This is a genomic window from Geodermatophilus sp. SYSU D00710 (genome assembly GCF_054050195.1).
Map to the genome: position 1 here is coordinate 1 of NZ_JBJGYX010000070.1, position 25549 is coordinate 25549.

At 75.7% G+C, this 25549-nt stretch carries 28 protein-coding genes; 16 read left to right on the forward strand and 12 right to left on the reverse strand.

Features of this window, described 5'->3' with window-relative positions; translation table 11 throughout:
• The first annotated feature begins 150 nt into the window (after positions 1-150).
• Positions 151-585, forward strand: a complete 435-nt coding sequence (locus tag ACI78U_RS21875; protein ID WP_456877506.1) for a class F sortase — start codon at positions 151-153, stop codon at positions 583-585.
• A gap of 27 nt (positions 586-612) precedes the next feature.
• Here the strand turns inward: ACI78U_RS21875 and kynU are convergent, their stop codons facing one another.
• Complete coding sequence (gene kynU / locus ACI78U_RS21880) at positions 613-1878, reverse strand: kynureninase (protein WP_456877507.1); 1266 nt, start codon at positions 1876-1878, stop codon at positions 613-615.
• Between the two features lie 38 nt (positions 1879-1916).
• On the opposite strand from kynU, the gene ACI78U_RS21885 reads away from it, so the two are divergent.
• From ACI78U_RS21885 to ACI78U_RS21895, 3 genes are read left to right on the forward strand one after another with little or no spacing between them, the layout of a single operon-like run.
• Positions 1917-3350, forward strand: a complete 1434-nt coding sequence (locus ACI78U_RS21885) for an amidase (RefSeq protein ID WP_456877508.1) — start codon at positions 1917-1919, stop codon at positions 3348-3350.
• A gap of 29 nt (positions 3351-3379) precedes the next feature.
• On the forward strand, positions 3380-3805 hold the full coding sequence (ctaJ, locus tag ACI78U_RS21890; RefSeq protein ID WP_456877509.1) for an aa3-type cytochrome oxidase subunit CtaJ: 426 nt from the start codon (positions 3380-3382) through the stop codon (positions 3803-3805).
• Between the two features lie 42 nt (positions 3806-3847).
• On the forward strand, positions 3848-4300 hold the full coding sequence (locus tag ACI78U_RS21895) for a DUF5130 family protein (RefSeq protein WP_456877510.1): 453 nt from the start codon (positions 3848-3850) through the stop codon (positions 4298-4300).
• A 93-nt stretch (positions 4301-4393) separates the two neighbouring features.
• Here the strand turns inward: ACI78U_RS21895 and ACI78U_RS21900 are convergent, their stop codons facing one another.
• Together ACI78U_RS21900 and pepN are read right to left on the reverse strand one after the other, a co-directional pair.
• The gene (locus ACI78U_RS21900; protein WP_456877511.1) at positions 4394-5566 is read right to left on the reverse strand and encodes a DUF222 domain-containing protein; all 1173 of its coding nucleotides are present in this window, start codon (positions 5564-5566) and stop codon (positions 4394-4396) included.
• Positions 5567-5753: 187 nt separating this feature from the next.
• A complete protein-coding gene (pepN, locus tag ACI78U_RS21905) occupies positions 5754-8303 on the reverse strand; it encodes an aminopeptidase N (protein ID WP_456877512.1) in 2550 nt (849 codons plus the stop codon).
• 133 nt (positions 8304-8436) lie between these two features.
• Between pepN and ACI78U_RS21910 the strand changes: the two genes are divergently transcribed.
• Positions 8437-9099: a mycothiol-dependent nitroreductase Rv2466c family protein gene (locus tag ACI78U_RS21910; RefSeq protein WP_456877513.1), complete on the forward strand. Its 663-nt coding sequence runs from the start codon at positions 8437-8439 to the stop codon at positions 9097-9099.
• Positions 9100-9169: 70 nt separating this feature from the next.
• On the forward strand, positions 9170-9925 hold the full coding sequence (locus tag ACI78U_RS21915; protein ID WP_456877514.1) for an SDR family oxidoreductase: 756 nt from the start codon (positions 9170-9172) through the stop codon (positions 9923-9925).
• Here the strand turns inward: ACI78U_RS21915 and ACI78U_RS21920 are convergent.
• Complete coding sequence (locus tag ACI78U_RS21920) at positions 9909-10679, reverse strand: MBL fold metallo-hydrolase (protein WP_456877515.1); 771 nt, start codon at positions 10677-10679, stop codon at positions 9909-9911. The two genes, ACI78U_RS21915 and ACI78U_RS21920, sit on opposite strands and share 17 nt — an antisense overlap.
• Positions 10676-11344 carry a DUF429 domain-containing protein gene (locus ACI78U_RS21925; RefSeq protein ID WP_456877516.1) on the reverse strand — a complete coding sequence of 223 codons (669 nt, stop codon included), beginning with the start codon at positions 11342-11344 and terminating at the stop codon, positions 10676-10678. Before ACI78U_RS21925 ends, ACI78U_RS21920 begins: the two co-directional genes overlap by 4 nt.
• Positions 11345-11369: 25 nt before the next feature.
• Here ACI78U_RS21925 and ACI78U_RS21930 point away from each other — a divergent pair, with 25 nt between their 5' ends.
• On the forward strand, positions 11370-11861 hold the full coding sequence (locus tag ACI78U_RS21930) for a ribose-5-phosphate isomerase (RefSeq protein WP_456877517.1): 492 nt from the start codon (positions 11370-11372) through the stop codon (positions 11859-11861).
• Between the two features lie 3 nt (positions 11862-11864).
• Here the strand turns inward: ACI78U_RS21930 and ACI78U_RS21935 are convergent, their stop codons facing one another.
• Positions 11865-13103, reverse strand: a complete 1239-nt coding sequence (locus ACI78U_RS21935) for a GNAT family N-acetyltransferase (RefSeq protein WP_456877518.1) — start codon at positions 13101-13103, stop codon at positions 11865-11867.
• Positions 13104-13167: 64 nt separating this feature from the next.
• On the opposite strand from ACI78U_RS21935, the gene ACI78U_RS21940 reads away from it, so the two are divergent.
• Positions 13168-13596, forward strand: coding sequence for a hypothetical protein (locus ACI78U_RS21940; protein ID WP_456877519.1), 429 nt, complete (start codon positions 13168-13170; stop codon positions 13594-13596).
• Here the strand turns inward: ACI78U_RS21940 and ACI78U_RS21945 are convergent.
• Both ACI78U_RS21945 and ACI78U_RS21950 read right to left on the reverse strand, forming a co-directional pair.
• Positions 13581-14246 (reverse strand): response regulator, encoded by a 666-nt coding sequence (locus tag ACI78U_RS21945; protein WP_456877520.1) that lies wholly within the window; start codon positions 14244-14246, stop codon positions 13581-13583. The two genes, ACI78U_RS21940 and ACI78U_RS21945, sit on opposite strands and share 16 nt — an antisense overlap.
• A complete protein-coding gene (locus tag ACI78U_RS21950; protein WP_456877521.1) occupies positions 14243-15577 on the reverse strand; it encodes a sensor histidine kinase in 1335 nt (444 codons plus the stop codon). Before ACI78U_RS21950 ends, ACI78U_RS21945 begins: the two co-directional genes overlap by 4 nt.
• 247 nt (positions 15578-15824) lie before the next feature.
• Between ACI78U_RS21950 and ACI78U_RS21955 the strand changes: the two genes are divergently transcribed.
• The 3 genes from ACI78U_RS21955 (at position 15825) to ACI78U_RS21965 (ending at position 20430) form a co-directional block, all read left to right on the forward strand.
• Positions 15825-17441, forward strand: coding sequence for a hypothetical protein (locus tag ACI78U_RS21955; protein ID WP_456877522.1), 1617 nt, complete (start codon positions 15825-15827; stop codon positions 17439-17441).
• Between the two features lie 93 nt (positions 17442-17534).
• Positions 17535-19307, forward strand: a complete 1773-nt coding sequence (locus tag ACI78U_RS21960; RefSeq protein ID WP_456877523.1) for a bifunctional metallophosphatase/5'-nucleotidase — start codon at positions 17535-17537, stop codon at positions 19305-19307.
• A gap of 121 nt (positions 19308-19428) precedes the next feature.
• The gene (locus ACI78U_RS21965; protein WP_456877524.1) at positions 19429-20430 is read left to right on the forward strand and encodes a sigma-70 family RNA polymerase sigma factor; all 1002 of its coding nucleotides are present in this window, start codon (positions 19429-19431) and stop codon (positions 20428-20430) included.
• Positions 20431-20440: 10 nt separating this feature from the next.
• Here the strand turns inward: ACI78U_RS21965 and ACI78U_RS21970 are convergent, their stop codons facing one another.
• A complete protein-coding gene (locus tag ACI78U_RS21970; protein ID WP_456877532.1) occupies positions 20441-20737 on the reverse strand; it encodes a sensor histidine kinase in 297 nt (98 codons plus the stop codon).
• Positions 20641-21000, reverse strand: a complete 360-nt coding sequence (locus ACI78U_RS21975) for a hypothetical protein (protein WP_456877525.1) — start codon at positions 20998-21000, stop codon at positions 20641-20643. Before ACI78U_RS21975 ends, ACI78U_RS21970 begins: the two co-directional genes overlap by 97 nt.
• Before the next feature lie 53 nt (positions 21001-21053).
• On the opposite strand from ACI78U_RS21975, the gene ACI78U_RS21980 reads away from it, so the two are divergent.
• Genes ACI78U_RS21980 through ACI78U_RS21990 form a run of 3 tightly spaced genes read left to right on the forward strand, consistent with a single transcriptional unit; the run spans position 21054 to position 22218 of the window.
• Positions 21054-21539, forward strand: a complete 486-nt coding sequence (locus tag ACI78U_RS21980) for a CPBP family intramembrane glutamic endopeptidase (RefSeq protein ID WP_456877533.1) — start codon at positions 21054-21056, stop codon at positions 21537-21539.
• Positions 21536-21670, forward strand: coding sequence for a hypothetical protein (locus ACI78U_RS21985; RefSeq protein ID WP_456877526.1), 135 nt, complete (start codon positions 21536-21538; stop codon positions 21668-21670). Before ACI78U_RS21980 ends, ACI78U_RS21985 begins: the two co-directional genes overlap by 4 nt.
• 47 nt (positions 21671-21717) lie before the next feature.
• Positions 21718-22218: a DUF4396 domain-containing protein gene (locus tag ACI78U_RS21990; RefSeq protein WP_456877527.1), complete on the forward strand. Its 501-nt coding sequence runs from the start codon at positions 21718-21720 to the stop codon at positions 22216-22218.
• A gap of 70 nt (positions 22219-22288) precedes the next feature.
• Here ACI78U_RS21990 and ACI78U_RS21995 read toward each other — a convergent pair whose 3' ends face one another.
• Both ACI78U_RS21995 and ACI78U_RS22000 read right to left on the reverse strand, forming a co-directional pair.
• Entirely contained in the window at positions 22289-22573 is a 285-nt protein-coding gene (locus tag ACI78U_RS21995) for a lipopolysaccharide assembly protein LapA domain-containing protein (RefSeq protein ID WP_456877528.1), read from the reverse strand.
• Between the two features lie 20 nt (positions 22574-22593).
• On the reverse strand, positions 22594-23508 hold the full coding sequence (locus tag ACI78U_RS22000; protein ID WP_456877529.1) for a YhjD/YihY/BrkB family envelope integrity protein: 915 nt from the start codon (positions 23506-23508) through the stop codon (positions 22594-22596).
• 551 nt (positions 23509-24059) lie between these two features.
• Here ACI78U_RS22000 and ACI78U_RS22005 point away from each other — a divergent pair.
• Both ACI78U_RS22005 and ACI78U_RS22010 read left to right on the forward strand, forming a co-directional pair.
• Positions 24060-24434, forward strand: a complete 375-nt coding sequence (locus ACI78U_RS22005; RefSeq protein WP_456877530.1) for a helix-turn-helix domain-containing protein — start codon at positions 24060-24062, stop codon at positions 24432-24434.
• Between the two features lie 65 nt (positions 24435-24499).
• On the forward strand, positions 24500-25549 hold a 1050-nt coding region (locus ACI78U_RS22010; RefSeq protein ID WP_456877531.1), incomplete at its 3' end, for a hypothetical protein.

Genomic DNA, 25549 nt, shown 5'->3' on the forward strand with positions numbered 1-25549 from the left:
CCCCCCCGCGCCCGCGCCGGCCCGCCCCCCCCCCCCCCCCCCCCCCCCCCCCCCCCCCCCCCCCCCCCCACCGCGCCGGTCGCCGAGCCGGCGCAGCCGACGCTGCCGCCCGAGGGCGAGACGCTGCCGACGCCGTCCTCGGACGTGCACGTGACCGTCCCGGCGCTGGGCCTGGACCTGCCCGTGCTACCGCTGGCACCGCAGGACGGGGCGATCAACCCGCCGGGCCTGACCGCGGCGTACTGGATCGACTCCTACGGCGACCCGGTGGGCGCGGCCGAGCAGGCCGACAACACGCTCTACATCGCCGCCCACGCGACCGGCACCGGCGAGTACGGGTTCGACCCGCTGGTGGACGCGGAGGCGGCCGACGAGGGTCTGCGGCCGGGCGACGTCGTCGAGGTCAGCACCCCGGGCGGGACCGTCGACTACACCGTCGAGCGGACCGGCCGCTACGCCAAGGACGCGCTCGCCGGCGCCGCCGACCTCTGGGCGGCCGTGCCCGGGCGGCTGGTGCTCATCACCTGCTTCCAGCGCGCCGGGAAGGCCTCCACCGAGAACCTGGTGGTCGTCGCGCAGGCCTGAGCGTGCACCTCCGCGGAAGTGCCCGCGTCAGGTGACGCGGGCCCGCTCCTGGGGGTAGTCGCGCCAGGCGCCGTCCTCGAGCAGGACGCGGAAGCGGTCGACGGCGTCCCACACGTCGACGAACCGCGTGTAGACCGGAGCCGGGCCCAGCCGCACGCGATCGGGGGTGCGGTAGTCCGGGACGACGCCGCGGTCGACCAGGGCCTGCGTCAGCTGCCACGCCGCCGGGTGCGCCAGCGTCACGTGCGAGCCGCGGCGGTCGGGGTCCCGCGGGCTGGCCAGCGCCACGCCGTGCGGGACGAGGCAGGCGTCGGCCAGTTCCACCAGCAGGCTCGTCAGCGCCCGCCCCTTGGCCGCGAGCCGGTCGATGCCCGCCTCGGCCACCAGCCGGGCGCCCACCTCCACCGCCGCAGCGGCCAGCACGGGCGGCGTCCCGACGCCGAAGCGGCCGATGTCGGGCACCGGGTCGTAGACCGGGCCCATCGCGAACTGGTCCCGCTGGCCGAACCAGCCCCAGATCGGCTGGCGCAGCCGGTCCTGCAGCTCGCGCCGCACGTAGAGGAAGGCCGGCGCCCCCGGTCCGCCGTTGAGGTACTTGTAGGTGCAGCCGACGGCGAGGTCCACGCCGTTCGCCTGGAGGTCCACCGCCACCGAGCCCGCGGCGTGCGAGAGGTCCCAGAGCACCAGCGCGCCGGCCTCCCGCGCGGCCGCCGTCACCGCCGCGACGTCGGCGAGCGCCCCCGAGCGGTACGCCACGGCCGACAGCACGACGACGGCTACTCGCTGGTCGAGGACGCCCGCGAGCACCGCCGGGTCGAGGCCCTCGTCGATGTCGGCGGGCACCTCGCGGACGGTCATCCCGCGGGCGGCGGCCACCCCGGCGACGACGTAGCGGTCGGTGGGGAAGTCGTCGGCGGAACAGACCAGTACGTCGCGGTCCGGGCGGGCGTCGGCGGCGGCCACCAGCAGCTTGTAGAGGTCGACCGTGGTGGAGTCGGCCAGCAGCACCTCGCCGGGCCGGGCGCCGAGGACGCCCGTGCCGATGACGTCGCCGACCCGGGTGGCCACGTCGATCCAGGACGCCCAGGAGCCCACCAGCCCGCGGCCCCACTCCTGCTCGGCCACCCGCGCCAGCGCCGCCGGTGTCTCCCGCGGCATGCGGCCCAGCGAGTTGCCGTCGAGGTAGACCAGCCGGTCGGGGCCGTCGTCGTCGGTGCCGGCGAACCGGCTCCGGTAGCCGGCCAGCGGGTCGGCGTCGTCGAGCGCCTCGGCGGCGGCGCGGGTGAGGTCCACGGGGTCCTGTCTACCGCCCGCCGATAGCGTCGCGCCCCGTGACGCAGCTGCACGACCTCACCGCCCTGGAGCAGGCGGCCGCCGTCCGGGCGGGGGAGGTGAGCCCCACCGAGCTGGTGCGGCACGCCCTGTCCCGGATCGAGGCGCTCGACGCCGGCCTCGGCGCGTTCGTCACCGTCACCCCCGAGCGGGCCCTGGCCGCCGCCGCGGCGGCCGACCGGGCGGCGGTGCGCGGCGGTGACCTGCCCCCGCTGCTCGGCGTCCCGACGGCGGTCAAGGACCTCAACAACACCGCCGGCGTGCGCACCACCTTCGGCAGCACCGTCTTCGCCGACTTCGTGCCCACCGTCGACGACGCCGTCGTCACCCGGCTCGCCGCCGCCGGGACGATCAGCCTGGGCAAGACGAACACCCCGGAGTTCGGGTATCCGGCCTACACCGACAACGACCTCGCCGGTCCCGCCCGCTGCCCGTGGGACCCCGCCCTGCTGGCCGGCGGCTCCAGCGGCGGCGCCGCGGTCGCCGTGGCGGCGGGCATGCTGCCGTTCGCCCAGGGCAGCGACGGCGGCGGCTCGATCCGCATCCCGGCCGCCGTCAACGGCCTGGTGGGCCTCAAGCCGGCCCGCGGCCGGGTGAGCAACGCCCCGTTCGGCAGCGACGTCACGGGCCTGGGCACCAACGGCCCGATCGCCCGCACCGTCCGCGACGCCGCGGCCCTGCTCGACGCGATGGCCGGCCCGGTCACCGGGGACGCGACCTGGGCCCCGCCGCTGCCGCCGGGGGAGACCTTCCTCGGCGCCGCGGACCGGCCGGTGAGCCGGTTGCGGATCGGCCGCACGGTGGAGTCCCCGATGCCCGAGGCGGTCCTCGCCCCCGAGGTCGCCGCGGCCCTCGACGACGCCGCCGGGCTGCTCGAGTCGCTGGGGCACGAGGTGGTCGAGGTCCCGGGCGGCCTGCTGGGCCCGGAGGTGCTCGGCGCGTTCGAGCGGGTGTGGTCGCTGTCGGCCACGCTGCTGCCGGTGCCGGCCGACCGGGTGGGGGAGCTGCGGCCGCTCACCCGGGAGCTGCGTGCCCGCGGGCTGGCGCTGTCGGCGCAGGCGGCGATGGAGGCGCTCACCGCGCTGCGGCTGTTCTCGCGGCGCTACGTCGCGGCCACCGACGCCTTCGACGTCCTGCTGGCCCCGGTGACGACCACGACGCCGCGTCCGCTGGGCTGGTTCGACGCCGACGGCGACGGCGCCGCGGACTTCGAGCGCAACGAGCGGTACGCCGCCTTCACCGCGCTCTACAACGTCACCGGGCAGCCGGCCCTCAGCGTCCCGCTGCACTGGACAGGCGACGGGCTGCCGGTGGGCACGATGCTCGTGGGGCGCCCCGCCGACGAGGTCACGCTGATCGCGCTCGCGGCCCAGCTGGAGCAGGCCCGGCCGTGGGCGCACCGGCACCCGCCGTGCTGGGACGCCGACGCATAAGTGATCACCGCGGGCGGTAGATTCCGGGCGTGACCGTCGTCGAGACCCTGCTCGTCTTCGTCGCCGCGCCGCTCGCGGTGTACCTCCTGCTGTGGGCGCTGACCTACCTGCCCGGGGGCCGGCGGCGCGCCGGGGTCCGGTACAAGCCGGGACAGCCCTGGGACCACGAGCCGGTCTGGTACGAGCCGCAGCCGAAGAACGCGCCCACGCACGCCGCCGGCCACGGCGACACCCAGGCGGTCGGCTCCTCGCTCTACGGCGAGCCCGCCGCGATCGGCTCCGGCGACGGGCACGGCCCGGCCGGCGGGGCGACCGCCCACGGCGCCACGGCGCACGTGGCGACGGCGCACGGGCCGAACCACGGGGCGACGGTCGGGTCGCACGTGATCGCCTCGGACTCCGCGCCGGTCCCGTCCGCGGGCGGCCCGCTCGGCGGCGCCCGCGGGACCTGGTGACCCGATGACCCCCACCCACCGCACCGAATCCGGAGACCGGCGATGACCCGCGTCCTGCAGGCCGAGCCCCACGACACGGGCACGGTCGACACCGCGCCCAACCGGGCCGACGAGGGCTACGACACGATCTTCAGCTACCGCGAGCTCGCCCGGCTCGACGAGGCGCTGACCATGGCCTCCCGGGAGACCGGGCTGCGCTTCACCCTCTACATCGGCGACCTCGGCCCCAAGACCCGCATCCGCGCCGAGGAGCTGCACGCCCGCGGCGGCCAGCCGGCGGAGTCCGTGCTGCTGGCCGTCTCGCCGGGCCAGCGGGTGATCGAGGTCGTCACCGGCTCGTCGGCCGCCCGCCGGCTGCCCGACCGGGCCTGCGCCCTGGCCGTCCTGTCGATGACGAACTCGTTCGCCTCCGGTGACCTGGTCGGCGGGATCGTCAACGGCCTGCGTCAGCTCTCCGACCAGGCGGGCCACCCGCGCAGCGCGCGCGTCCACTGACCGCAGCGGAGCCCGGCCGGACACCTCGTCCGGCCGGGCTCCGTCGCGTCCTGAGGCGGACGGGCAGGAACGTCAGGCGGACGCGCAGGAAAGTCAGGCGGCAGGGGCGAGAGGTGCGGGGACGGTGATCTCGGTGCCGTCGGGTCGCCAGGTGCGCCACCGGCCGTCGGGTTGTCGCTCGACGTGGAAGCCGTGGTGGACCTTGGTGTGGTGCCGCTCGCACAGCAGCGCCGAGTTGGCCAGGCTGGTCTCGCCGCCGTCGATCCAGTGCACCAGGTGGTGCACATCCGCCCAGTGGGTCGGCGCATCGCAGCCGGTGAACACGCACCCGCCGTCGCGGAGTTCCACCGCGCGGCGCAGCTGCCGGCTGATCAGCCGCCGGCTGCGCCCCAGGTCGAGTGGGGTCCCGTCGGGCCCGAACACCACCCGGGAGATGGCGCCGTCGCAGGCCAGCCACCGGGCCCGGGCGGCGGAGATGGTGGCGCCGAAGCCCATGGTGGCGGTACCGGGGCCGGTGGCGGGGTCGGCCAGGTCGTCGAGATCGACCCGCACCGCCACGTGGGGCTTGACGGTGCGCAGCACCGGGAGGTCGCCGGACGCGAGGGCGTTGTCGGCCAGTTGCACCAGCGCGTCACCCTGCCGCTGGGCACGGGTGCGATCGTCGCCGGCCGGGCGGTCGCGCTGCACGAACGGCTCCAAGGCGGCCTGGAACCTCTCCCCGCCCACGGCGTCGAGGTGGAAGCGCCCGCTGAGGGATCCGTCGGCGTGCCTGGACACCGTCAACGAGCGGCTCTCGGTGGGATCGGGTTCGGGCCCGTCGGGGTCGAGCGCGTCGAGGTAGCGCTGCACGACCTGCGCCAGGTCGGCGTGGGGACAGTCGAGGGCGACCTGGGTCAGCGCGGCGTCCGTCGCGGCCAGGTCGACGTCCTGGGCGGCGGCCGCGGCCCGCCGCTGCGGCGTGACCACCCGCGCGGCCTCGGCCACCTGCGCCGCGGTCACCCAGCCGGCGTCGTGGGCCTCGGCGAGGGCCGGCAGGTGCTCCAGCGCCCGGCCGTTGCCGACCAGCCGCGCGGCGTCCGACCCGGACAGCCGGCCGTGCCCCCGCAGCCACGACGCCATGCTCTTCTGCCCGTCGCGCTCCGGGGCCTGCGCGAGTTCCGCGGCGCGGACCCGGCGGGCCAGCGCGGCGTCGATCCGGTTGCGCTCGGCGATGAGCGCGGCGACGTCGTCGAGGACGTCACCGGTCTCCCACCTACTCGAACACATGATCGGAGAATACCGGACTCGACGACACCTCGCGACCCGTATCCGCAGGTCAGAAGCCCGTCCACAGTTCCCGAGAAGGTCTCGACCTGACGTGGCGAGGGGTGCTGAGGAGTCAGGACGGCGAGGGTCCGGCACGGGGACGGCCCGGGAGGACGACGTCCTCCCGGGCCCTCGCCGGCCGTGCGGCTCAACCCGCGGCGGCGTCCCGCTGCCGCGCCCGCAGCGCGCGGGCGATGCCGTCGCGGCCCTCGGTCACCAGCCGACGCAGCGGGGCGGGCGCGCCCTCCTGCCCGAGCCACGCGTCGGCGGCCTGCAGCGTGCGCTCCTCGACCACCGGCGGGAACAGGTACTGGACGGCGTTCTTCGCGATCTCGCCCGGGCGGCGGTCCCACATCGGGCCGATCTCGTCGAAGTAGCGCTCGACGTACCCGGCGGTCAGCTCGCGCTGCGCGGGGTGCCAGAAGCCGGCCACCAGCGCCTCGTGCACGGCGTTGGGGACGTCGGGGTCGTGGAAGGCCTTCTTCCAGGCCTCTTCCTTCGCCTCCGCGGCCGGCCGCAGCGCCCGGGCGGTCGCGGCACGCCGGGCGCCGGTGGCGGTGGCGTCCCGCTCGGCCTCGGCGTCGATCTCGGCGTCACCGGCCGCGCCGATCGCGACCAGGCCGTTGAGCAGGGCCCAGCGGGCGTCGGCGTCGACGGCCAGCCCCGGCACGGTGCGCGACCCGTCGAGCAGCCCGCGCAGCACCGCCGCGTGCTGCCCGGTCCGCGCGGCCGCGGCGAGCGTCCGCGACCACTGCAGCTGCACGTCGCTGCCCGGCTCGGCCGCCTCGAGCGCCTCGAGCGCCTTGTCGGCCAGCGCCGCCCAGCCGGTCGGGGCCCACGCCGGGTCGGCGTAGGAGGTCAGTGCCGACTGCACCCGCCCCAGCAGCGACTGCACCACGCTGATCTCGGTCTCGGCGTCGATGCCGGCCAGCACCAGCTGCACCCACTCGCGGGCGGGCAGCTCGGCGTCGCGGGTCATGTCCCACGCCGCCGACCAGCACAGCGCCCGCGGCAGCGGGTCGGACATCGTGCCGATCGCCTCGCGCAGCGTGGCCAGCGAGCGCTCGTCGAGCCGGAGCTTGGCGTAGGTCAGGTCGTCGTCGTTGACCAGCACGAGGTCGGCGGCCGGGCGGCCGACCAGGTCGGGCACCTCGGTTCGCTCGCCGTCGACGTCGAGCTCCACCCGGGCGGTGCGGGTCAGCCCGTCGGGCCCGCGGTCGTAGAGGCCCACCGCCAGCCGGTGCCGGCGCAGCACCGGGTGCTCGGGGACGGCGGTCTGCTCGATGGCGAACGACGCGTAGCGACCGTCGTCACCGACCTCGATCACCGGGCGCAGGGTGTTGACCTGGCTGGTCTCCAGCCACTGCCGCGACCACTCGGACAGGTCCCGGCCGGTGGCCTCCGACAGCGGGTCGAGCAGGTCGGCGAGGGTGGTGTTGCCGTACTCGTGGGTGCGGAAGTACTGGCGGATGCCGGCGAGGAACTCCTCGCGGCCGACGTAGGCCACCAGTTGCTTGAGCACCGAGGCGCCCTTGGCGTAGGTGATCCCGTCGAAGTTCACCTCGACCGCGGCGACGTCGACCATGTCCGCGGCGATCGGGTGGGTGGAGGGCAGCTGGTCCTGCGCGTAGGCCCAGGCCTTCTCGACGTTGGCGAACGTCGTCCACGCGGTCGTGTACTCGGTGGCCTCGGCCTGGCACAGCGTGGAGATGTAGGTGGCGAAGGACTCGTTGAGCCACAGGTCGTCCCACCAGCGCATGGTCACGAGGTCGCCGAACCACATGTGCGCGAGCTCGTGCAGGACCGTCTCCGCGCGGCGCTCGTAGGTGGCCCGCGTGGCCCGGGACCGGAAGACGTAGTCCTCCAGGATCGTCACCGCGCCGGCGTTCTCCATGGCGCCGGCGTTGAACTCCGGGACGAAGAGCTGGTCGTACTTGTCGAAGGGGTACGGGTAGTCGAAGACGCGCTGGAAGAACTCGAAGCCCTGCTTGGTGACCCGGAACAGCGCCTCGGGGTCGAGGTGCTCGGCCAGCGAGGCGCGGCAGTACAGCCCCAGCGGGATGTCCTCGTAGGCGTCGGTGATCCGCGCGTAGGGCCCGGCGATCAGCGCGACCAGGTAGGTCGACAGCCGCTTCGTGGGCGTGAAGTGGACCAGCTGCGAGCCGGCCGGGCCGGCCTCGATGGTGCGGCCGCCGGTGTTGGAGACGACCTGCCAGTCGAACGGCGCGACGACGTGGACGGTGTGGCTGCCCTTGAGGTCGGGCTGGTCGAAGCAGGCGAACACGCGCTTGGCCTCGGCCGGCTCGAAGTGCGTGTAGAGGTAGACCTGGCCGTCCTCGGGGTCCTCGAAGCGGTGCAGGCCCTCCCCGGAGTTGGAGTACCGGCAGTCGGCGTCGACGACGAGGGTGTTCTCGGCGGCGAGGTCGGGCAGCGGCAGGCCGCCCTCCTCGGTGTAGGCGGAGACGTCGAGCTCCGCCCCGTTGAGCGTGGCCGAGCGGACGGTCTCGGCGACCAGGTCGATGAACGAGGCGGCGCCGGGCTCGCGGCAGGTGAAGGTCACCGTCGTCGTCGAGCGGAAGGTCCCGGTGCCCGGTCGCCCCTCACCGTCGGTGAGGTCGAACTGCAGGTCGTAGCTGTCGACGGCGAGCAGGCGGGCGCGCGCGGCGGCGTCGTCGCGGGTCAGGTTGGGTACGGCCACACGCGGCAGCTTCCCACGGACCGCCGACACGCCCGGCGGGGACGGGGAACAACCGCCCGGCCGGGGCACTTGGCAGCGGACAGCGGACCACCGCGGCCTGCGGCGGGACGACGACGAGAGCGGGAGAGAAGCGATGACCGAGGCAGTGCAGAGCGCCCCCACGAAGGCGCGGGTGGACTTCTGGTTCGACCCGCTGTGCCCGTGGGCGTGGCTGACCAGCCGCTGGGTCCTCGAGGCGGCGAAGGTGCGCGACATCGACCTGCACTGGCACGTCATGTCGCTGGCGGTGCTCAACCGCGGGCGTGACCTGCCCGAGCAGTACCAGGAGATGATGAAGGCCGCGATCGGCCCGGTGCGGGTCGCGATCGCCGCCGCCGAGAAGCACGGCGAGGAGGTCCTCGGCGACCTCTACACCGCCATGGGCACGCTGCGGCACCACGAGGGCAAGGAGCTCGACGAGCTGATCGTCCCGGCGCTGGAGAAGGTGGGGCTTCCGGCCGAGCTGGCCGAGGCGGCGACCTCCACCGACTACGACGAGGCGCTGGAGAAGAGCCACCACGCGGGCATGGACCCGGTCGGCGAGGACGTCGGCACACCGGTGATGCACATCGACGGCGTCGCCTTCTTCGGCCCGGTCATCAGCAAGGTCCCCACCGGCGAGGACGCCGGCCGCGCCTTCGACGGCGCCGTCCTGCTGGCCAACCTCCCCGACTTCTGGGAGCTCAAGCGCACCCGGACCTCCGACCCGGACATGAGCTCGGTGCCCGCCGATGCCCTGGAGCTCACCCGCCGCTGACCCGTCCGCGCACTTCCGCGGATGTGCACCGTGCACATCCGCGGAAGTGCACGCTTGGCATGCTGACCGCATGTCGCGTCCCGTCCGCCAGCGCATCCTGGTCACCGGCGCCAGCTCCGGCCTCGGCATGGGCATGGCCCGCCGGTTCGCCGCCCGCGGGCGTGACCTCGCCCTCGTCGCCCGGCGCGTGCCCCTGCTCGAGCAGCTGCGGGACGAGTTGCTCGCCGCGCACCCGGGCATCCGGGTGGTCACCGCCGCCATGGACGTCGACGACGCCGACGCCGTCGCCCGCGGGGTCCCCGAGCTCGCCGCCGAGCTGGGCGGCATCGACCGGTTGGTCGCCAACGCCGGCATCGGCAACGGGCGCTCGATCGGGACCGGCGCGTCCGCGGTCAACCGGGCGGTCCTGGCCACCAACGTCCTGGGCACCCACGCGCAGTGCGAGGCCGCCGTCGAGCTGTTCCGCGCCCAGGGGCACGGCCACCTCGTCGTGATCAGCTCGGTGGCCTCCGTCCGCGGCATGACCGGCAGCCGCACCGCCTACGGGGCCAGCAAGGCCGCGCTCAACGGGCTCGCCGAGGGCATCCGCGCGGACCTGCTCGGCACCGGCATCCGCGTGACCACGGTGCTGCCCGGCTACATCGAGACCGACATCAACGTCGGCCGCCGCGGCCCGTTCACCGTCGACCTCGACACCGGCGTCGACGCGCTGGTCGCGGCCATCGAGCGCGAGCCGGTGCGCGCCTACGTCCCCGAGTGGCCCTGGCGGCCGGTCTCGGCCCTGCTGCGGGTGCTGCCGCTGCCCGTGCTCAGCCGCCTGACCTGAGACGGGAGGCGGCGAGGCGCATGGTCGCCTCGTCGTAGGGGCCCCGGTCGAGCCGGCCGGACCGGACGGCCGCGAGCCCCGCCAGCAGCTCCTCCCGCTGGGCGCCGACGAACGCCGCGTCCACGACCGCCCCGTGCCCCGGTACGACCGGGCCGCGGGCGAGCGCGCGCAGCCGGCCGAGGGTCGCGGGCCACTCCGCGGGGAAGGAGTCCTCGAACGCCGGCGGGGCGCCCTCCTCGACCAGGTCCCCCGCGAAGACCGTCCCGTCCTCGACCTCCACCACCAGGTCGTGCCCGGTGTGCCCCCGGCCGAGGAAGCGCAGCACCACCTCGACCCCGCCGACGTCGAGGACGGCCACGTCGTCGACGAGCGCGTCCGGCGGGTCCAGCGGCGCCTGCCGCACCTGCGCGGCGGCCGCGGCGTCGCCGTCGGCCAGCAGCTCGGCCACCCGGGCCGCGCGCTGCGCCTCCCCGGTGGCCAGCAGGTCGGCCGCGCACCCGCGCGACCCCCACACCGTCGCCGGCCGGAACGCCGCGTTGCCGAAGCAGTGGTCGTGGTGGGCGTGGGTGTTGACCACCGTCCACGGGTGCGGCGTCACCCGGCGCACCGCGGCGGCGAGGTCGGCGGCCTCGGCCAGGGAGGAGCGGGTGTCGACGACGAGGCAGGCGCCGTCGCCCACGACCAGGCCGCAGTTGAGGTCGAGTGACGCGTGCCGGCGGACGAAGACCCCGTCGGCCACCTCCCGGAAGCTCACCAGCAGATCCGCATCGGCCGGCCGCGGGCGTCGCGGGAGCCGTCGCCGACGCACTCCGCGGTGCCGTCGGCCACCCGCCGCGCCGACCACGCCACCGCGCACGCGTCGAGCGCGTCGACGGCCGGCACCCGCGGGGGCGCGGCGGCCAGGACGGCGTCGACGTCGACGACCGTCCGCAGCGCCGCCAGCCGCTGGGCCAGCCCGCGGGCGGTCACCTTCGGGTCGGCGACGGCGGGGTCGAGCGCCCGGAACGCCAGCTCGGGGTGCGCCTCGACGACGTGGTCCGCCGGCGGGTCGCCGAGGGCGTCGTCGAGGGCGCGGATGGACCCGGTCAGCCGGAACACCTGCGCCGACAGCGAGCGCCCGCCGGTCGCCGCGACCGACAGCTCCCGCGCGTGGGCGTAGTCCCGCGCGCCGAGGACCGCCCGCACGGGGGCCGGGAACACCGAGCTGCCGGCCCGCCCGAGGCGGGCGCGGGCGGCGACGTCGCAGGCGCGCGGGCCGTCGTCGGACAGCCCGATCGGCATGTCGACGGCGACCACCTCGACGCCGGGCACCGCGAGCACCGCGGCGGCGTCGGGCAGGTCGAGCAGCCGCACCGACCGGCCCTCGAGCAGGGCGCCGACCCAGCGCCCGCGCCAGCCGTCGACCCCGAGCACCGCCACGGGCCGACCCTGACAGACTCGCGCCATGCGCGTCTTCGTGGGCACCGACCATGCCGGGCTGGAGTTCAAGGAGCACCTCAAGCAGGCGCTCGCCGACGCCGGGCACGAGCCGGTCGACTGCGGCGCCTTCGACTACGACCCGCAGGACGACTACCCGCCGTTCTGCTTCGAGGTGGGCGAGCGCGTCGTCGTCGAGCCCGGGAGCCTCGGCGTCGTCATCGGCGGATCGGGCAACGGCGAGCAGATGGCGGCGAACAAGGTGCCCGGCGTGCGCGCCGCGCTGGTGTGGAACACCGCGACGGCCCAGCTCGCCCGCCAGCACAACGACGCCAACGTCGTCTCCATCGGCGCCCGCCAGCACTCCGTCGAGGAGGCGACCGACCTGGTGCTGGAGTTCCTGCGGACGCCGTTCAGCGAGGACGAGCGGCACGTCCGCCGGATCGGGCTGATCCACGACTACGAGCAGAACCGGCATCGCCCCGCCGGCGGTCTGCCCACGCGGGGCGACGCCGTCTGACGCCTAGAACTCGTCGGGGCACCAGGGGGTGACCGGCCAGCGGAACGCGGTGCTCGCCTGGGTCACCGCCCCCGGGCTCACCTCGGTGACCCGGCCGGCCGCCTGCAGCGTCGCCAGCGAGACGCCGCCGAGGTAGGCCGCGCCCAGCGCCTCGACGTCGACCACCAGGTCGGGGTCGGCCTCGGTGCGGGCGCACCACGCCCCGGCGGGGTGGCCCCGCAGCCACCAGCGCCCGTCGTTCCACGGGCAGGAGGAGTCGCGCACCTCGACGACCAGCTCGACCACGGCGGGGTAGCGGCGGGCGGCCAGGGCGCGGCCGACGTCGACCAGCCGGACCCACAGCGCGTCGACGGGCTGGGAGCGCAGCGCCCGCGGCTCGGCCAGCAGGTGGCGCAGCGGCTCGTCCGGCGAGGCGCCCGGCGCGCGCACGGTGCGGACCAGGTCCAGCGACAGCACGAACCGCCAGAGCGCCGCGTACGCCGTGGGCGAGGAGCCGCGCAGCTCCTCGACCTCGGCGGTGCCGTCGGGCTGGCCGTCGTCGGTCCACCGTCCCTTCACCCGGTAGGCGGCGTAGCCGGTGACCGTCCCGTCGGTCTCGGTGTGCAGGAGGTACCGCCGCTCGGTGGCGCCGCGGCGCTGGCCGGGGTCGTCCTCGAGCAGGCGGCTCCACCAGCGGTCGTCGCGGCCCAGGTTGCCCGGCACGGTCCGCCGCAGCCGGTCGTGCAGGCCCACGACGGCGGCGCGGTAGGCGTCGGCGTCCACCCGGTCCACCCGCCCCGTGCCCAGGTCGACGTCCGGCCGCAGCCGCATCCGCGCGACCTCGCCGGACAGACCGCCGCGCCAGGTGGCCGGCGCGTACCCGAACCGGCCGTAGATGGCCGACTCCGACGCCCACAGCGCGGCCACCGGCTCCCGCTCCTGCTCGTGCAGCTCGGTGAGCTGCCGCCGCATGATCGCCGTCAGCACCCCGCGCCTCCGGTGGGTCGGGGCGACGCTCACCCAGGTGACCCCGGCGCAGGGGACGACGCCGCCGGGAACGGTCACCTCCCGGCTGTAGACGCCCGAGGTCGCCACCACCCGGTCGCCCTCCCACAGCCCCAGCGACCGGTCGAGCTCGGCGGTCACGGGGACGGTGTCGACGAACGAGGCCGGGGGGTCCTCGCCGAAGGTGTCGAACAGGGCGCGGCCGAAGGCCGGCCACTCCTCGGCGGTGGCGGGGCGGAGGTCGGCGGGGTCGGTCACCCCTGCTGTCTACCGGGCGGGGACGACCGTCCGCGACCGTGTTCCGCGGTGCCACGATGCCCCCGTGCAGGGTCAGGGACGGGTCGGGTGGTGGGCCAGGCGGCTCGACGAGCTGCTCGAGCAGGGCCTCGACGGCGTCGTCGCGGGGGAGGGGCTGACCCGCCGGCACTGGCAGTTGCTGCAGTCGGTGGCCGACGGGCCGGTGCCCCGCGCGGACCTGCACACCGCGCTGGGCGGCTTCGCCGGCCCGCGGGCCCTCGACGCCGTGCTCGCCGACCTCGCCGCGCGGGGGTGGGTGGCCGACGACGGCGGGACGCTGTCGCTGACCGCGGAGGGGCGGACCGCGCACGGCCGGCTGGCCGGCGCGGTCGCGGCGTTCCGCCGCCGCGTGGCCGACGGGATGACCGCCGAGGAGTACGCGCAGGTCGTCGCGGGGCTGGCGCGGATGGTGGGCAACCTCGAGCGGGCGCTCGGGGATCAGCCGCGCAGGTAGGCCAGCGTCGCCATCACCCGGCTGTTGCGGTCCTCGTCGGGCGCCAGGCCCAGCTTGGCGAAGATCCGCTGCGTGTGCTTCTCGACCGCGCCGGGAGTGACCACCAGCAGCCGGGCGATCGCGGTGTTGGAGTGCCCCTCGGCGATGAGCCCGAGCACCTCGCGCTCCCGCGGCGTCAGCCGGCGCACCGGGTCGTCGGCGCGGCGGCGGGCGAACAGCTGGGCGACCACCTGCGGGTCGAGCACCGTCCCGCCGGCGACGACGTCGTCGAGCGCGGCCAGCAGCTGGTCGAGGTCGGTCACCCGGTCCTTGAGCAGGTAGCCCGCGCCGCCCCGGCCGTCGGCGAGCAGCTCGTCGGCGTAGGCGACCTCGACGTACTGCGAGAGGACCAGCACCGCCGTTCCCGGCACCGCGCGGCGCACCTCCACGGCGGCGCGCAGCCCCTCGTCGGTGTGCGTCGGCGGCATCCGCACGTCGACGACGGCGACGTCGGGGCGCAGCTCGGTCACCGCGCGCACCAGCGACGGGCCGTCGCCGACCGCGGCCACCACGGTGGTGCCGGCCTCCTCGAGCAACCGGACCAGCCCCTCGCGGAGCAGGACCGAGTCCTCGCCGAGCACCACCCGCAGCGGTCGGCCGGCCGGGCTCACGCCCACGGCAGCTCGGCGGTGGTCCGGGTCGGGCCGCCGCGCGGGCTGTCGACGGTGAGCACGCCGTCCACCGCCCGCAGCCGGTCGGCCAGCCCCGCCAGGCCGTGGCCGGGCACCAGCAGCGCCCCGCCGTCGCCGTCGTCCTCGACGACGACCCGCAGCAGGTCACCGGCCCGGCCCCCCTCGACCCGGCACACCCGCGCCCCGCTGTGCTTGGCCACGTTGGCCAGCGCCTCGCTGACGACGAAGTAGGCGGTGTTCTCGGTGACCGGCGCCAGCCGCTGCTCGGGCAGGTCGACGGCGAGCTCGACGGGCACCGGCGAGCGGGCGGCCAGCGCGGCCAGGGCGGCGGTCAGGCCGCGGTCGGCCAGCACCGGCGGGGCGATGCCGCGGGACAGCGCGCGCAGCTCCTCCAGCGCCTCGCGGGCGAGGACGCCGGCCTCGGCGATCGTGGTGCGGGCGGCGGCGGGGTCGCGGTCGAGCTGCCGCTGCGCGCGGGAGAGGTCCATGCCCAGCCGCACCAGGTGCTGCTGCGGGCCGTCGTGGATGTCGCGCTCGAGCCGGCGCAGCGCCACCGCCTCGGCGGCGACCGCGGCGTCGCGGCCGCGCGACAGCCGGCCGATCTCGGCCTGCGCGGCGGCGCGGGAGGTCAGCAGCGCCCGGCCCAGCTGCGCCTGCAGCAGCGCGACGGCGCGGACGACGAACGGCAGCGCCACCGCGGCCAGCAGGCCGATCACGGTGTAGCCGAGGATGCGCAGGCCGGGGGAGGACTCGAGGCCGAGCAGCTCGAACAGGTCGTGGTCGTCGGGGTCGGCGGAGGGGTCCGGCAGCGCCCAGTCCCAGGCGCCGTAGGTGATGCCGCCCAGCGCCAGCGCCCAGAACGTGACGGTGACCGAGAAGGCCAGCACGCCCAGCGGCAGGCGGAGCACCGCGTGCAGCGCGTCCAGCCAGGACTGCGGGTCGCGCAGCGGGGTGAGCAGCCGGCGCACCCGCCCGCCCTCGGGCCTCAGGTAGGCCGGCCGGGGGACCGGGCGGCCCAGGACCGCGGGCAGCTGCGCCCGCTCCAGGCCGGCGAGACCGCGGGCGGCGAGCAGGGTGCCGGCGAGGACCGCGACCCCGACCCAGATCACCAGCGTGCCGACGCCGAGGGCCACGCCGGTGACCACGACGACGAAGGCGAGCACGCCGAGCGGCAGGGACAGCAGCGTGTAGCCGGAGTCGACGAGCGCCTGGCGCACGAGGCGCGAGCGGGAGTGCGGCGGCGCGGTCACGGAGGGCATGGGGAGGGTCTCGCCGATCGGGGTGTCGCTGGTCAGGGTCTCGCTGGTCATGGGACGAGCCTGGCGACGCGGCGCCGTCCGGCCGATCCCGTCACCCGGTCGATCCGCTGTCGGGCTGGCCCGACACCCGCTGCTGCACCGTCCATGTCGGCCGCCGATGCTCCCGGCGCGCGCGGGCGGTGTCCAGGACCTCGTTACTGTCGGGCGAGCCGGGTGCGCCGCCGTCGTCACGTCCTCCCGTGACCGGGTGCCCGGCGGACGGAGGTGCCGCGTGCGCCATCGGGCCGCCCCCCTCGCCGTGAGCGCTGTCCTGCTGGTCGCCGGGTGCACCTCGTCGGCCGCCGACGAGGGCGGGGGCGACGGCGGACCGGCGCAGGCCGCCACCGCGGCTCCCGGCGAGAAGCTGACCGTGGTCGCCGACGGCGAGCCCGCCGCCGCGGCGGTGAGCACCAGCCGGGCGCTGTTCGAGCAGTCCGGCGTCGTCGTGGTCGCCCCGGACGGTGACGCCGCCGCCACGCTGCTGGGCGCCTCGGCCGCCGTCGGCCTGGGCGTGCCGCTGCTGCTCGACCCCGAGGGCGAGGGCTCGGCCGACGACGCGGTCGCCGCCGAGATCGACCGGCTCGGCGCGGGCACCGTCCTCGCGGTGGGCGCCGACACCGCGCCCGGGGACGCCGAGGTGGTCTCCGCCCCGGCCACCACCGACGCCGTCGCCGCGGCCACCGGCCTCGACCTCGCCGGCGCCGACCCCGTGCCGGACGGCGGCGAGGTGGCCGCCGTGGCCGCCCTCGACCCCGACGCGCCCGCCGCGCTGCAGCCCGAGGACGCCGGCGACCCGGGTGAGGGCGAGGCGTCGGGCGAGCTGCCCGAGGTCGAGCGCGCCGAGCCGCTCGAGGGCACCGTCGTCCTGGCCGACGGCGACCCCGCGTCGCTGGCCGGCGTGGCCACCGCCCGGGCCGCCGGCGCGCAGGTGCAGGTCACCGACGGCCGGACCGACCCGCGGGCCTCGGGCGACGTCGTCGAGGCGGTGTCGGGCGCGGACACCGTCGTCGCGCTGGGCGCCGGCTTCGGCGCCGAGGACGGGCTGGACTGGAAGCTCGAGACCGCGGCCACGGGCACCCAGCTGCCCGGCGGCGGGCAGGTGCTGTTCCCCGAGCACTTCCTGGTCGCGCTCTACGGCCACCCGGGTACCGGCGCGCTCGGCGTGCTGGGGGAGCAGGACGTCGACGCGGCGGTCCAGCGCGCCCGCGACCACGCCGCGCCCTACGAGCCGCTGGTGCCGGACGCGACCGTCGTCCCCGCCTTCGAGATCATCGCCACCGTCGCCTCGGAGTTCCCGACCGAGGGCAACGACTACTCCTTCGAGGCGCCGCTGGAGCAGCTGCGGCCGTGGGTGGAGGCGGCCGGCGCCGCGGGCCTCTACGTGGTGCTCGACCTGCAGCCCGGGCGCACCGACTTCGTCACCCAGGCCGAGCTGTACCGGCCGCTGCTGGAGCTGCCGTACGTGGGCCTGGCCCTGGACCCGGAGTGGCGGCTGGCCCCGAACCAGGTGCACCTGACCCAGATCGGCTCGGTCTCCATCGAGGAGGTCAACCGGGTGGTCACCTGGCTGGCCGACCTCACCCGCCAGAACCGGCTGCCGCAGAAGCTGCTGGTCCTGCACCAGTTCCGGGTGGACATGATCCCCGGCCGCGAGCAGGTCGACCTGTCCCGCGACGAGGTGGCCGTCATGGTGCACGCCGACGGGCAGGGGCCCCAGGGCAGCAAGCAGGAGACCTGGCGGGTGCTGCAGGGCGTCGGCCCCGAGGGGCTGGCGTGGGGCTGGAAGAACTTCTACGACGAGGACGCGCCGATGCTCACCCCCGAGGAGACCATCGCGCAGGTCTCGCCACGCCCGCAGCTGATCAGCTACCAGTAACGCGCCGGGTGCGTGGCGGAACCCTCCGTCACGGGTTACCGTCCCCCGGCGCCCGCGACCGCCGGGCGGCACCGCGAGGGGGACGACATCCACATGCCACGACGCAGGTACTGGGCCGTGAGCGCGGCCGTGCTCGCCGTGACCGCCGGGGCGACGACGCCCGCGGCGGCGGCGCCGCCCGGCCCGTCCGACGAGCTCGACATCACCCTGCTGGCCACCACCGACCTGCACGGCCGGGTGCAGGACTGGGACTACTTCAAGAACGCCGCCTACGCCGAGCGCTCCGGCGACGCCACCGGCCTGGCGCGGGTCGGCACCGTGGTCGACCGGGTGCGCGCCGAGCAGGGCGAGGAGAGCGTGCTCGTCGTCGACAACGGCGACTTCCTGCAGGGCACGCCGCTGAGCTACTACTACGCGCGGCAGGAGCCGGTCACCGAGACCGGCGCCGAGCACCCGATGGCCGCCGCCTACGACGCGATCGGCTACGACGCCCAGGTCGTCGGCAACCACGAGTTCAACTACGGCCTGGACCTGCTGCAGGCCTACGCCGGCGACGTCGACCACCCGGTGCTCGGCGCCAACGTGGTCGACGCCGCCACCGGCGAGCCGTACCTGCCGCCCTACACCCTCCAGAAGATGGAGGTGCCCGGGCACAAGCCGGTCACCGTGGGCATCCTGGGCCTGACCACGCCGGGCTCGGCGATCTGGGACCGCGGCAACGTCGAGGGCCGGGTCGAGTTCCTCGACATGGTCGAGGCCGCACAGCACTGGGTGCCGATCGTCGACCGGCAGGCCGACGTCGTCGTGGTCCTGTCGCACGCCGGCGTCGGCGGGACGTCGTCCTACGGGCCCGACGCCGCGCCGACCGAGAACCCCAGCGACGTCATCGCGCGCACGGTGCCCGGCATCGACGCGATGGTGGTCGGCCACTCGCACCGCGACGTGCCCTCGCAGGTCGTCGAGAACGAGGTGACCGGCGACGACGTGGTGCTCACCCAGCCCTACCGCTGGGGTGCCACCGTCAGCCGGGTCGACGTCTCGCTGGCCAAGACCCGCGGGCAGTGGGACGTCACCGGCGTCACCGCGGCGGCGCTGCGCACCAAGGGCGTCCCCGAGGACCCCGACGTCCTCGCCGTGACCGACGAGGCGCACCGGACGACGGTCGACTACGTCAACCAGGTGGTGGCCCGGTCCACCGAGGAGCTCTCGGCGGCGACCAGCCGGTACGAGGACACCGCGATCCTCGACTTCATCCAGCAGGTGCAGACCGAGACCGTCGACGCCGCGCTCGAGGGCACGCCGCGGGCCGGGCTGCCGGTGCTGTCGATCGCCGCGCCGTTCAGCCGCGACGCGGTCTTCCCGCAGGGGGACGTGACGATCCGGGACATCGCCGGGCTCTACGTCTACGACAACACCCTGCAGGCGGTGGAGCTGACCGGTGCCGAGGTGCGCGCGTACCTCGAGTTCTCGGCGAAGTACTTCACCCAGGTGCCGGCCACCGGCGACGTCGACCCGGAGACCATCACCGGTGCCGCCGGTACGCCGGACTACAACTACGACGTCCTGTCCGGCGTCGACTACGACCTCGACGTGTCGAGGCCGGTCGGGCAGCGGGTCACCCGGCTGGAGATCGACGGTGTCGCGGTGGCCGACGACGACCGGTTCGTCGTGGCGGTGAACAACTACCGCCGCTCCGGCGGGGGGAACTTCCCCGGGATCGCGGCCGCGCCGCTGGTCTACGACGAGCAGCAGGAGATCCGCCAGCTGCTCATCGACTGGGCGCAGGAGCGGGGCGTCATCGACCCGGCGGACTTCGCCGTCGACAACTGGCGCCTCGTGCGCGACGGCCAGCCGCTGCTGCCGTGAGCAGGACGCTCCCCGCCCGCCCGGGCGGGGAGCGTCCCCGCGGGTCTCCCGTTCCGTCGGTCCCGCGTGGTGGACTGTCGCCCCAGTCGACGGGGATGCCGAACGAGGAGGGTGGTCCGGGGTGACCAGCGTGCTGAGCGGGGTGTCCGGTGAGATCGACCCGCGGTTGCTCGAGCACCGGCGCGAGCTGACCGGGTACTGCTACCGGATGCTCGGGTCGGGCTTCGACGCCGACGACGCGGTGCAGGAGACACTGGTCCGCGCGTGGAAGAGCCTGGCCGACTTCGAGGGCCGCTCCTCGCTGCGGTCGTGGCTCTACCGGATCGCCACCAACGTCTGCCTCGACCAGCTCGCGGGCCGCCAGCGCCGGGCCCTGCCGATGGACCTCTCCGGGCAGTCGTGGTCGCCGGTCGAGGCCTCGCTCGCGGCGAAGCGGCCGGCCGAGGCCTGGGTGGAGCCGGTGCTCGACCGGCAGGTCCTCCCCGAGGACGGCGACCCGGCCGAGCGCGCGGTGGCCCGGGAGTCGGTGCGGCTCGCGTTCGTCGCCGCGCTGCAGCACCTGCCCCCGCGCCAGCGCGCCGTGCTGCTGCTGCGCGACGTGCTGCGCTGGCGGGCCGACGAGGTGGCCGACCTGCTCGACACCACGGTCGCCTCGGTCAACAGCGCGCTGCAGCGGGCCCGGGCCACGCTGGCCGCGATGGGCGGCACCCCCGAGGAGCGGCCGCTCGACGCCGACCACCGCGACCTGCTCGCCCGCTACCTCGACGCCTTCGAGCGCTACGACATCGACGCCTTCGTCGCGCTGCTGCACGAGGACGCCACCCAGCACATGCCGCCGTTCGAGATGTGGCTGCGCAGCGCCGCCGACATCGGCACCTGGATGCTGGGCCCCGGCAGCGGCTGCCGGAACTCGCAGTTCGTGCAGACCGAGGCCAACGGCAGCCCGGCGGTCGCGCAGTACCGGCCGACCGCCGACGGTGGCCACGCGCCGTGGGCCCTGCACGTGCTGGAGATCGACGGCGACCGGATCCGGCACATCACGAGCTTCCTCGACCTCGACAACGACCTGTTCGCCCGGCTCGGCCTGCCCGCCGCCGAGGAGCTGGACGCGGCACGGCCCTGACGGCCGGCGGTCACCGCCCCGGATGGGCCGGGAGGCGGACGTCGAACTCGGCGCCGCCGGTGGGCAGGCCTCGCGCGCGCACCCGGCCGCCGTGCGCCTCGACGAGGACCCGGACGACGGCGAGACCCTGACCGGTCCCCTCGGGGTCGCGCGACCGCGACGGGTCGGCCCGCCAGAAGCGGTCGAAGACGTGCGCCGCGTCCTCAGGAGTCAGGCCCGCCCCGGTGTCCCGGACGGTGAGGCGCACCTCGCCGTCGCGCCGGTCGAGCCCGAGGTCGACCCGGCCGCCCGGCGGGGAGTGGCGCAGCGCGTTGTCGAGGAGGTTGCGAGCACCTGGGTGGGCCGCTCGGGGTCGGCGGCGAGCTCGAGGGCCCCGGTCCCGTCCGGGGGCGGGTCCAGGTGCAGCCCGATCCCGGCATCGACGGCGCGGGCGCGGAAGCCGTCGAGCACGGTGGCGGCGAGTGCGGCGAGGTCGACCGGGCGCCGCCGCAGGGAGAGCTGACCGGCGTCGGCCAGGCTGAGGGTCTTGAGGTCCTCGACGAGCCGGGCGAGGGTGCGGGTCTGCTGCACCAGTCCGGCCGCCGTCGCTGTCGCTGTCGTTCGCCGCGGCGTTCCTGGTGGCGATGTTCCTCGACGCCGGCGCGGTGTTCGAGGAGAGCGCCTGGCGGGGGTTCGCGCTGCCGCTGCTGCAGGCCCGGTACGCGCCGGTGACCTCCTCCGTGGTGCTCGGGGTGCTGTGGTCGGCGTGGCACGTGCCGGTGAAGTTCGACCTGGCGCCGCTCTACGGGCCGGGTGGCCTCGCGGGCCTGTTCGCGGTGCTGACCGTGAAGTTCGTGCTGCTCAGCCTGGTCATGGCGTACTTCTGCAACCGCGTCGGGATCAGCGTCCCGCTGGCGATCGTCATGCACGGGCTGTCCAACGACTCGGTGCGCCTGGGCGGGTTCGTCGACACCGACGTCTACGCCGACGTGCTGCTGAGCGAGGTGGACCTGATCGTCCCGATGGCGGTCGTCGCGGCCGTGCTGGTGTGGCGCACCCGCGGGCGGCTGGGCCTGCCCGCCGAGCCGGCCGCGGTCCGGGCCCCGCTCACGGCGGGAGCCCGACGGTGAGGGACCGCGCCGCCGCCGTCCGGGCGCTGCGGGCGCGGGCGGACCGGCTGCGGGACGCCGCCGACCTGGTGGGGTCGTGGGCAGACGCCGCGGACGTCCTCGCCGACGTCGTGGAGGAGGGCGTTGACTAATACCCCCATGGGGTATACAACGGGCGACGTCGACGGAGGAGGTCGAGATGACGACGCACACGGCGCACGAGAACGGCACCCACCAGGCGCCGCCCGCTCGGGGCCGGGTCCCCTGGGCCGCGGCGGTGCAGGCGACGCTGCACTGCCTCACCGGCTGCGCCATCGGCGAGGTGCTCGGCGTGGTCATCGGCACGTCGCTGGGGTGGTCCACCGCGGCGACCGTCGTCCTGGCGGTCGCGCTGGCGTTCGTCTTCGGCTACGCGCTGACGATGCGCGGGGTGCTGCGGGCCGGCCTGCCGTTCCGCCGGGCGCTGCGGGTGGCGCTGGCCGCCGACACCGTCTCGATCGCGGTGATGGAGCTGGTCGACAACGGCGTCCTGGTCAGCGTCCCGGGTGCGATGGAGGCCGGCCTGACCTCGGCGTTCTTCTGGCTCTCGCTGGCCGCCGCCCTCGCTGTGGCGTTCGTCGTCACCCTGCCGATCAACCGCTGGATGATGAGCCGCGGCCGCGGGCACGCCGTCGTCCACGCGTCCCACGTCCACCACTGAGCGCGGGAGCGGCGACGCGGTGGGGACCGCCCGGGGACGGCGATCGCTCCTCCTGCCGGCCGGCTGCGCCTCAGTCGGCCCGGGCTGCCCGCCGCGCCTTCCGGCGGCGGTGGCGCCGGAGGACGCCCACCCCGATCCACACGACCCCGCCGAGCACCGCGCTCACGAGCACGAGCAGCCACAGCGGCCAGGTGGAGCTCCAGAAGAGGAACCGCACCGTCACGTCGTCGCGGTTCTGCACCATGAAGGCGACCAGCAGCCCGCCGCCCGCCAGGGAGGCGATGGCCGCGCCGCTGAGACGTGCCCTGCCGCCACGCGTACCGTCCGCGCTGCCGACCTCTGTCTGTTGGGCCATGACGTCCCTCCTCGGCGCCATCAGACCCCGGGTCGAGCTCGGGCGGCATCCTCCTCGGAGGACGAGGCGGAGCGTCCCCGCCCGGGACCACCGGCCGCCGGGTCCGTCGCCGGCCCGAGCGCGGCTCGGAGCCGCCGGGCCCAGGGTTCGGGTGCGCGGTCGAGCTCGGCTCCGACGATCGTCGTGACCACGATGATCACCGAGACGCAGAGCAGCCAGCCCACCAGCGCGAGGGTCACGCCGAAGAGGCCGTACCTGCGGCTGTAGGACTCCATGAGCAGCGGCATGTAGACCGCGGTGGCCAGTCCGTAGGCGGCCGAGCAGACGGACGCGAGGACGCCCGTGGGCAGCAGCCGCCGCCACGGGAGGCGGCCGCCGAGCAGCAGCCAGGGGATCGCGGCCCACAGCACGCAGCCCGCCAGCACGTGGCCGGTCCAGCCCACCGCCCGGGGGACGGCTCCGGGAGCCGCCAACCCGTGGAGGAACGACATCAGCAGGATCGTCAGGACCACGGCCGCGATGCCCAGCAGCGCGTCGACCGACGCGCGGAGGCCGGCGCGCGACGGGAGGTGCCAGGCCTGCTCGTACAGCCGCTGCAGCCGGCGGGCCAGGGAGACGCCGGAGAACACGAGCAGGACGACGCTCAGCACGCCGGTGCCGGCGTCGCCGGCCACCGCGAACACCTGTCGCACGTCCTCGGCGGCCGCACCGCTCAGCCGGAACCGCTCGATCACCCCGTCGGCGACCAGGGACCCGTCGTCCCCCGGGGCCAGCAGGGACGCCAGCAGGAGCAGCGGGATCAGCGCGGTGAAGGACTGGGCGGAGACGGCCATGGCCCGGTCGACGCCGCGCTGCTCCAGGAAGGCGGTGACGCAGCGGCCGGTGAACGTCGTCTCCAGCCGCCGGAGGACCATCCCGGACCCGCGGACGACCACGCCGGCTCACCCCCGCGCGGCGGGCAGGGAGCGGGTCGGGACGAGGCACCGCAGGACGACGGGCGGCTCCCAGTGCGTCACCGGTCGACCCTGACCACTGCGGTCACGCCGGCGCATCGTCCCGGCCGCATGATCCGGCGGACGGTCCCACCACGGAGCGCGGGAGCGGTGACGCGGTCGTGACGCTCCGGTGACGGCGGCGGTGCATCCTCGCCGGGCGGACCGTCGCGCTGTCGGCCCGGGCCGGTTCCCGACCTGCCCGGGAATGGCGGCGCGATCCATTCCGTGCGTGCCTGGGAATGAAGCCGGAATGGTCGCCGCGGGCCCACGAGAACGGGCGGGTCCCGAAGACGTGTGACACGAGGTCGCATTACCCCGCGGGATACCGTCGGCGCCGTCCGACCGGAGCGAGCCGAGCGGAGGCCGGGGTGCGAGCGACCGCAGCAGCCAGCCGGACACCGGAGCCCCCGCTCGCCCCTGCCGACGTCGGGCCGCCCGCGGCGGTCGTACCAGGCCCCCTCCCCGAGGACGACGACCCGACCGCCGCGGCCGTGGGCGAGCTGCGCCGCGCCGTCCGCGCGCTCCTGCGCCAGCGGTCCGGCGCGGGCGGGGAGATCCTCGTCCGCTTCGACGTCGACGGCCTGACCTGCCAGGTCGTGGTGGACCACGGTCCCGCGGAGCCCGGCGGGGTGTCGCTCAGCCCCCGCGAGGAGGAGATCGTCCGCATGGTGGCCCGCGGGTGCACCAACCGCATGATCGCGTCGGTCCTCGACATCAGCGAATGGACGGTCGGGACCCACCTGCGCCGCGTGTTCTCCAAGCTCGAGGTGAACTCCCGGGCCGCCATGGTCGCCCGCCTCCTCGCCGACGGGGGCCGGCGTCCCCCGTCCGAGCGACGTGGGGACGTGCGACCCGGGAACGTGTGAATGGGCCGGCGAAGGCGTCCTCCTTAGTCTCGGGCGGCCAGGAATGCACGATGAGGGAGGGCCTCATGAGCGTTTCGCAGGACGGCGCGGTCGGGTTCGAGGCGCTCGATCCGGAACTGGCGGGCGAACCCGAGGACGAGTTCGAGGACGAGATGTTCGGCGAGCCGTCGACGGAGAGCCCGCTCGGCGAGTTCGAGGACGAGTTCGAGGACGAGGACGAGCGCGAGGAGTTCCTCGGCGGACTGCTCAAGGGCATCGGCGGCGCGCTCGGCCTGGGCGGCGACGGGGAGTTCGAGTACGAGGACGAGTTCGAGGACGAGGACGAGGTCCTCGGCGGGCTCCCGGCGGGCCAGCAGGAGTACGAGGACGAGCAGTTCCTCCCGCTCCTGGCCGCGGCGGCGCCCCTCGCCGCCAAGGCCCTGCCCCTGGCCGCCAAGTTCCTGCCCGGCGCCATGAGCGCCATCAGTGGCCTGTTCGGCCGTCGCCGCAGGCGGGTCCGTCGCCGCGAGGGTGAGTACGAGGGCGAGTACGAGGACGAGCTGGAGTACGAGCTGGAGTACGAGGACGAGTCCCCGGCCGCGCCCATGACGAAGAACGAGGCGATCGCCCAGACGATGGCCGCGGCGGCCGCCCGGACGCCGTCGACCCACGAGGCGGAGGCGCTGATCGGGGCGGCGACGGTCATGATGATCACGCCGCGCGAGCAGGCCGTGCTGCAGCGGCTGGTCCCCGACATCGTGCCCAAGCTGGTGCAGGTCAACAGCATCCTCACCCGCATGGCGCGGCGGCGGCAGGGGACCCAGCCGATCGTCACGATCCTGCCGACGGCGGTGACCCGCGCGACCGTCCGGCCGCTGGTGCGCCGTGCCCGGCGCGGGCAGCCGGTGACCCGGCGCACCGTCGGTCGCGTCGTCCAGACGCAGACCCGGCGGGCGCTGACCCAGCCGACGGTGGCCGCCCGCGCCGCGCAGCGCAACCAGCGGGCCGTCCGCCGGATGACCCAGCCCCCTCGTGGGCGCCGGGGGGGGGGGGCCGGGGGGCGTCCCCGCGGTGTCGCGGGGGTGTGGATGACGTTGGTGGACGTCCTCCCGGGCGCCGGGGTGCTCGAGGCCTAC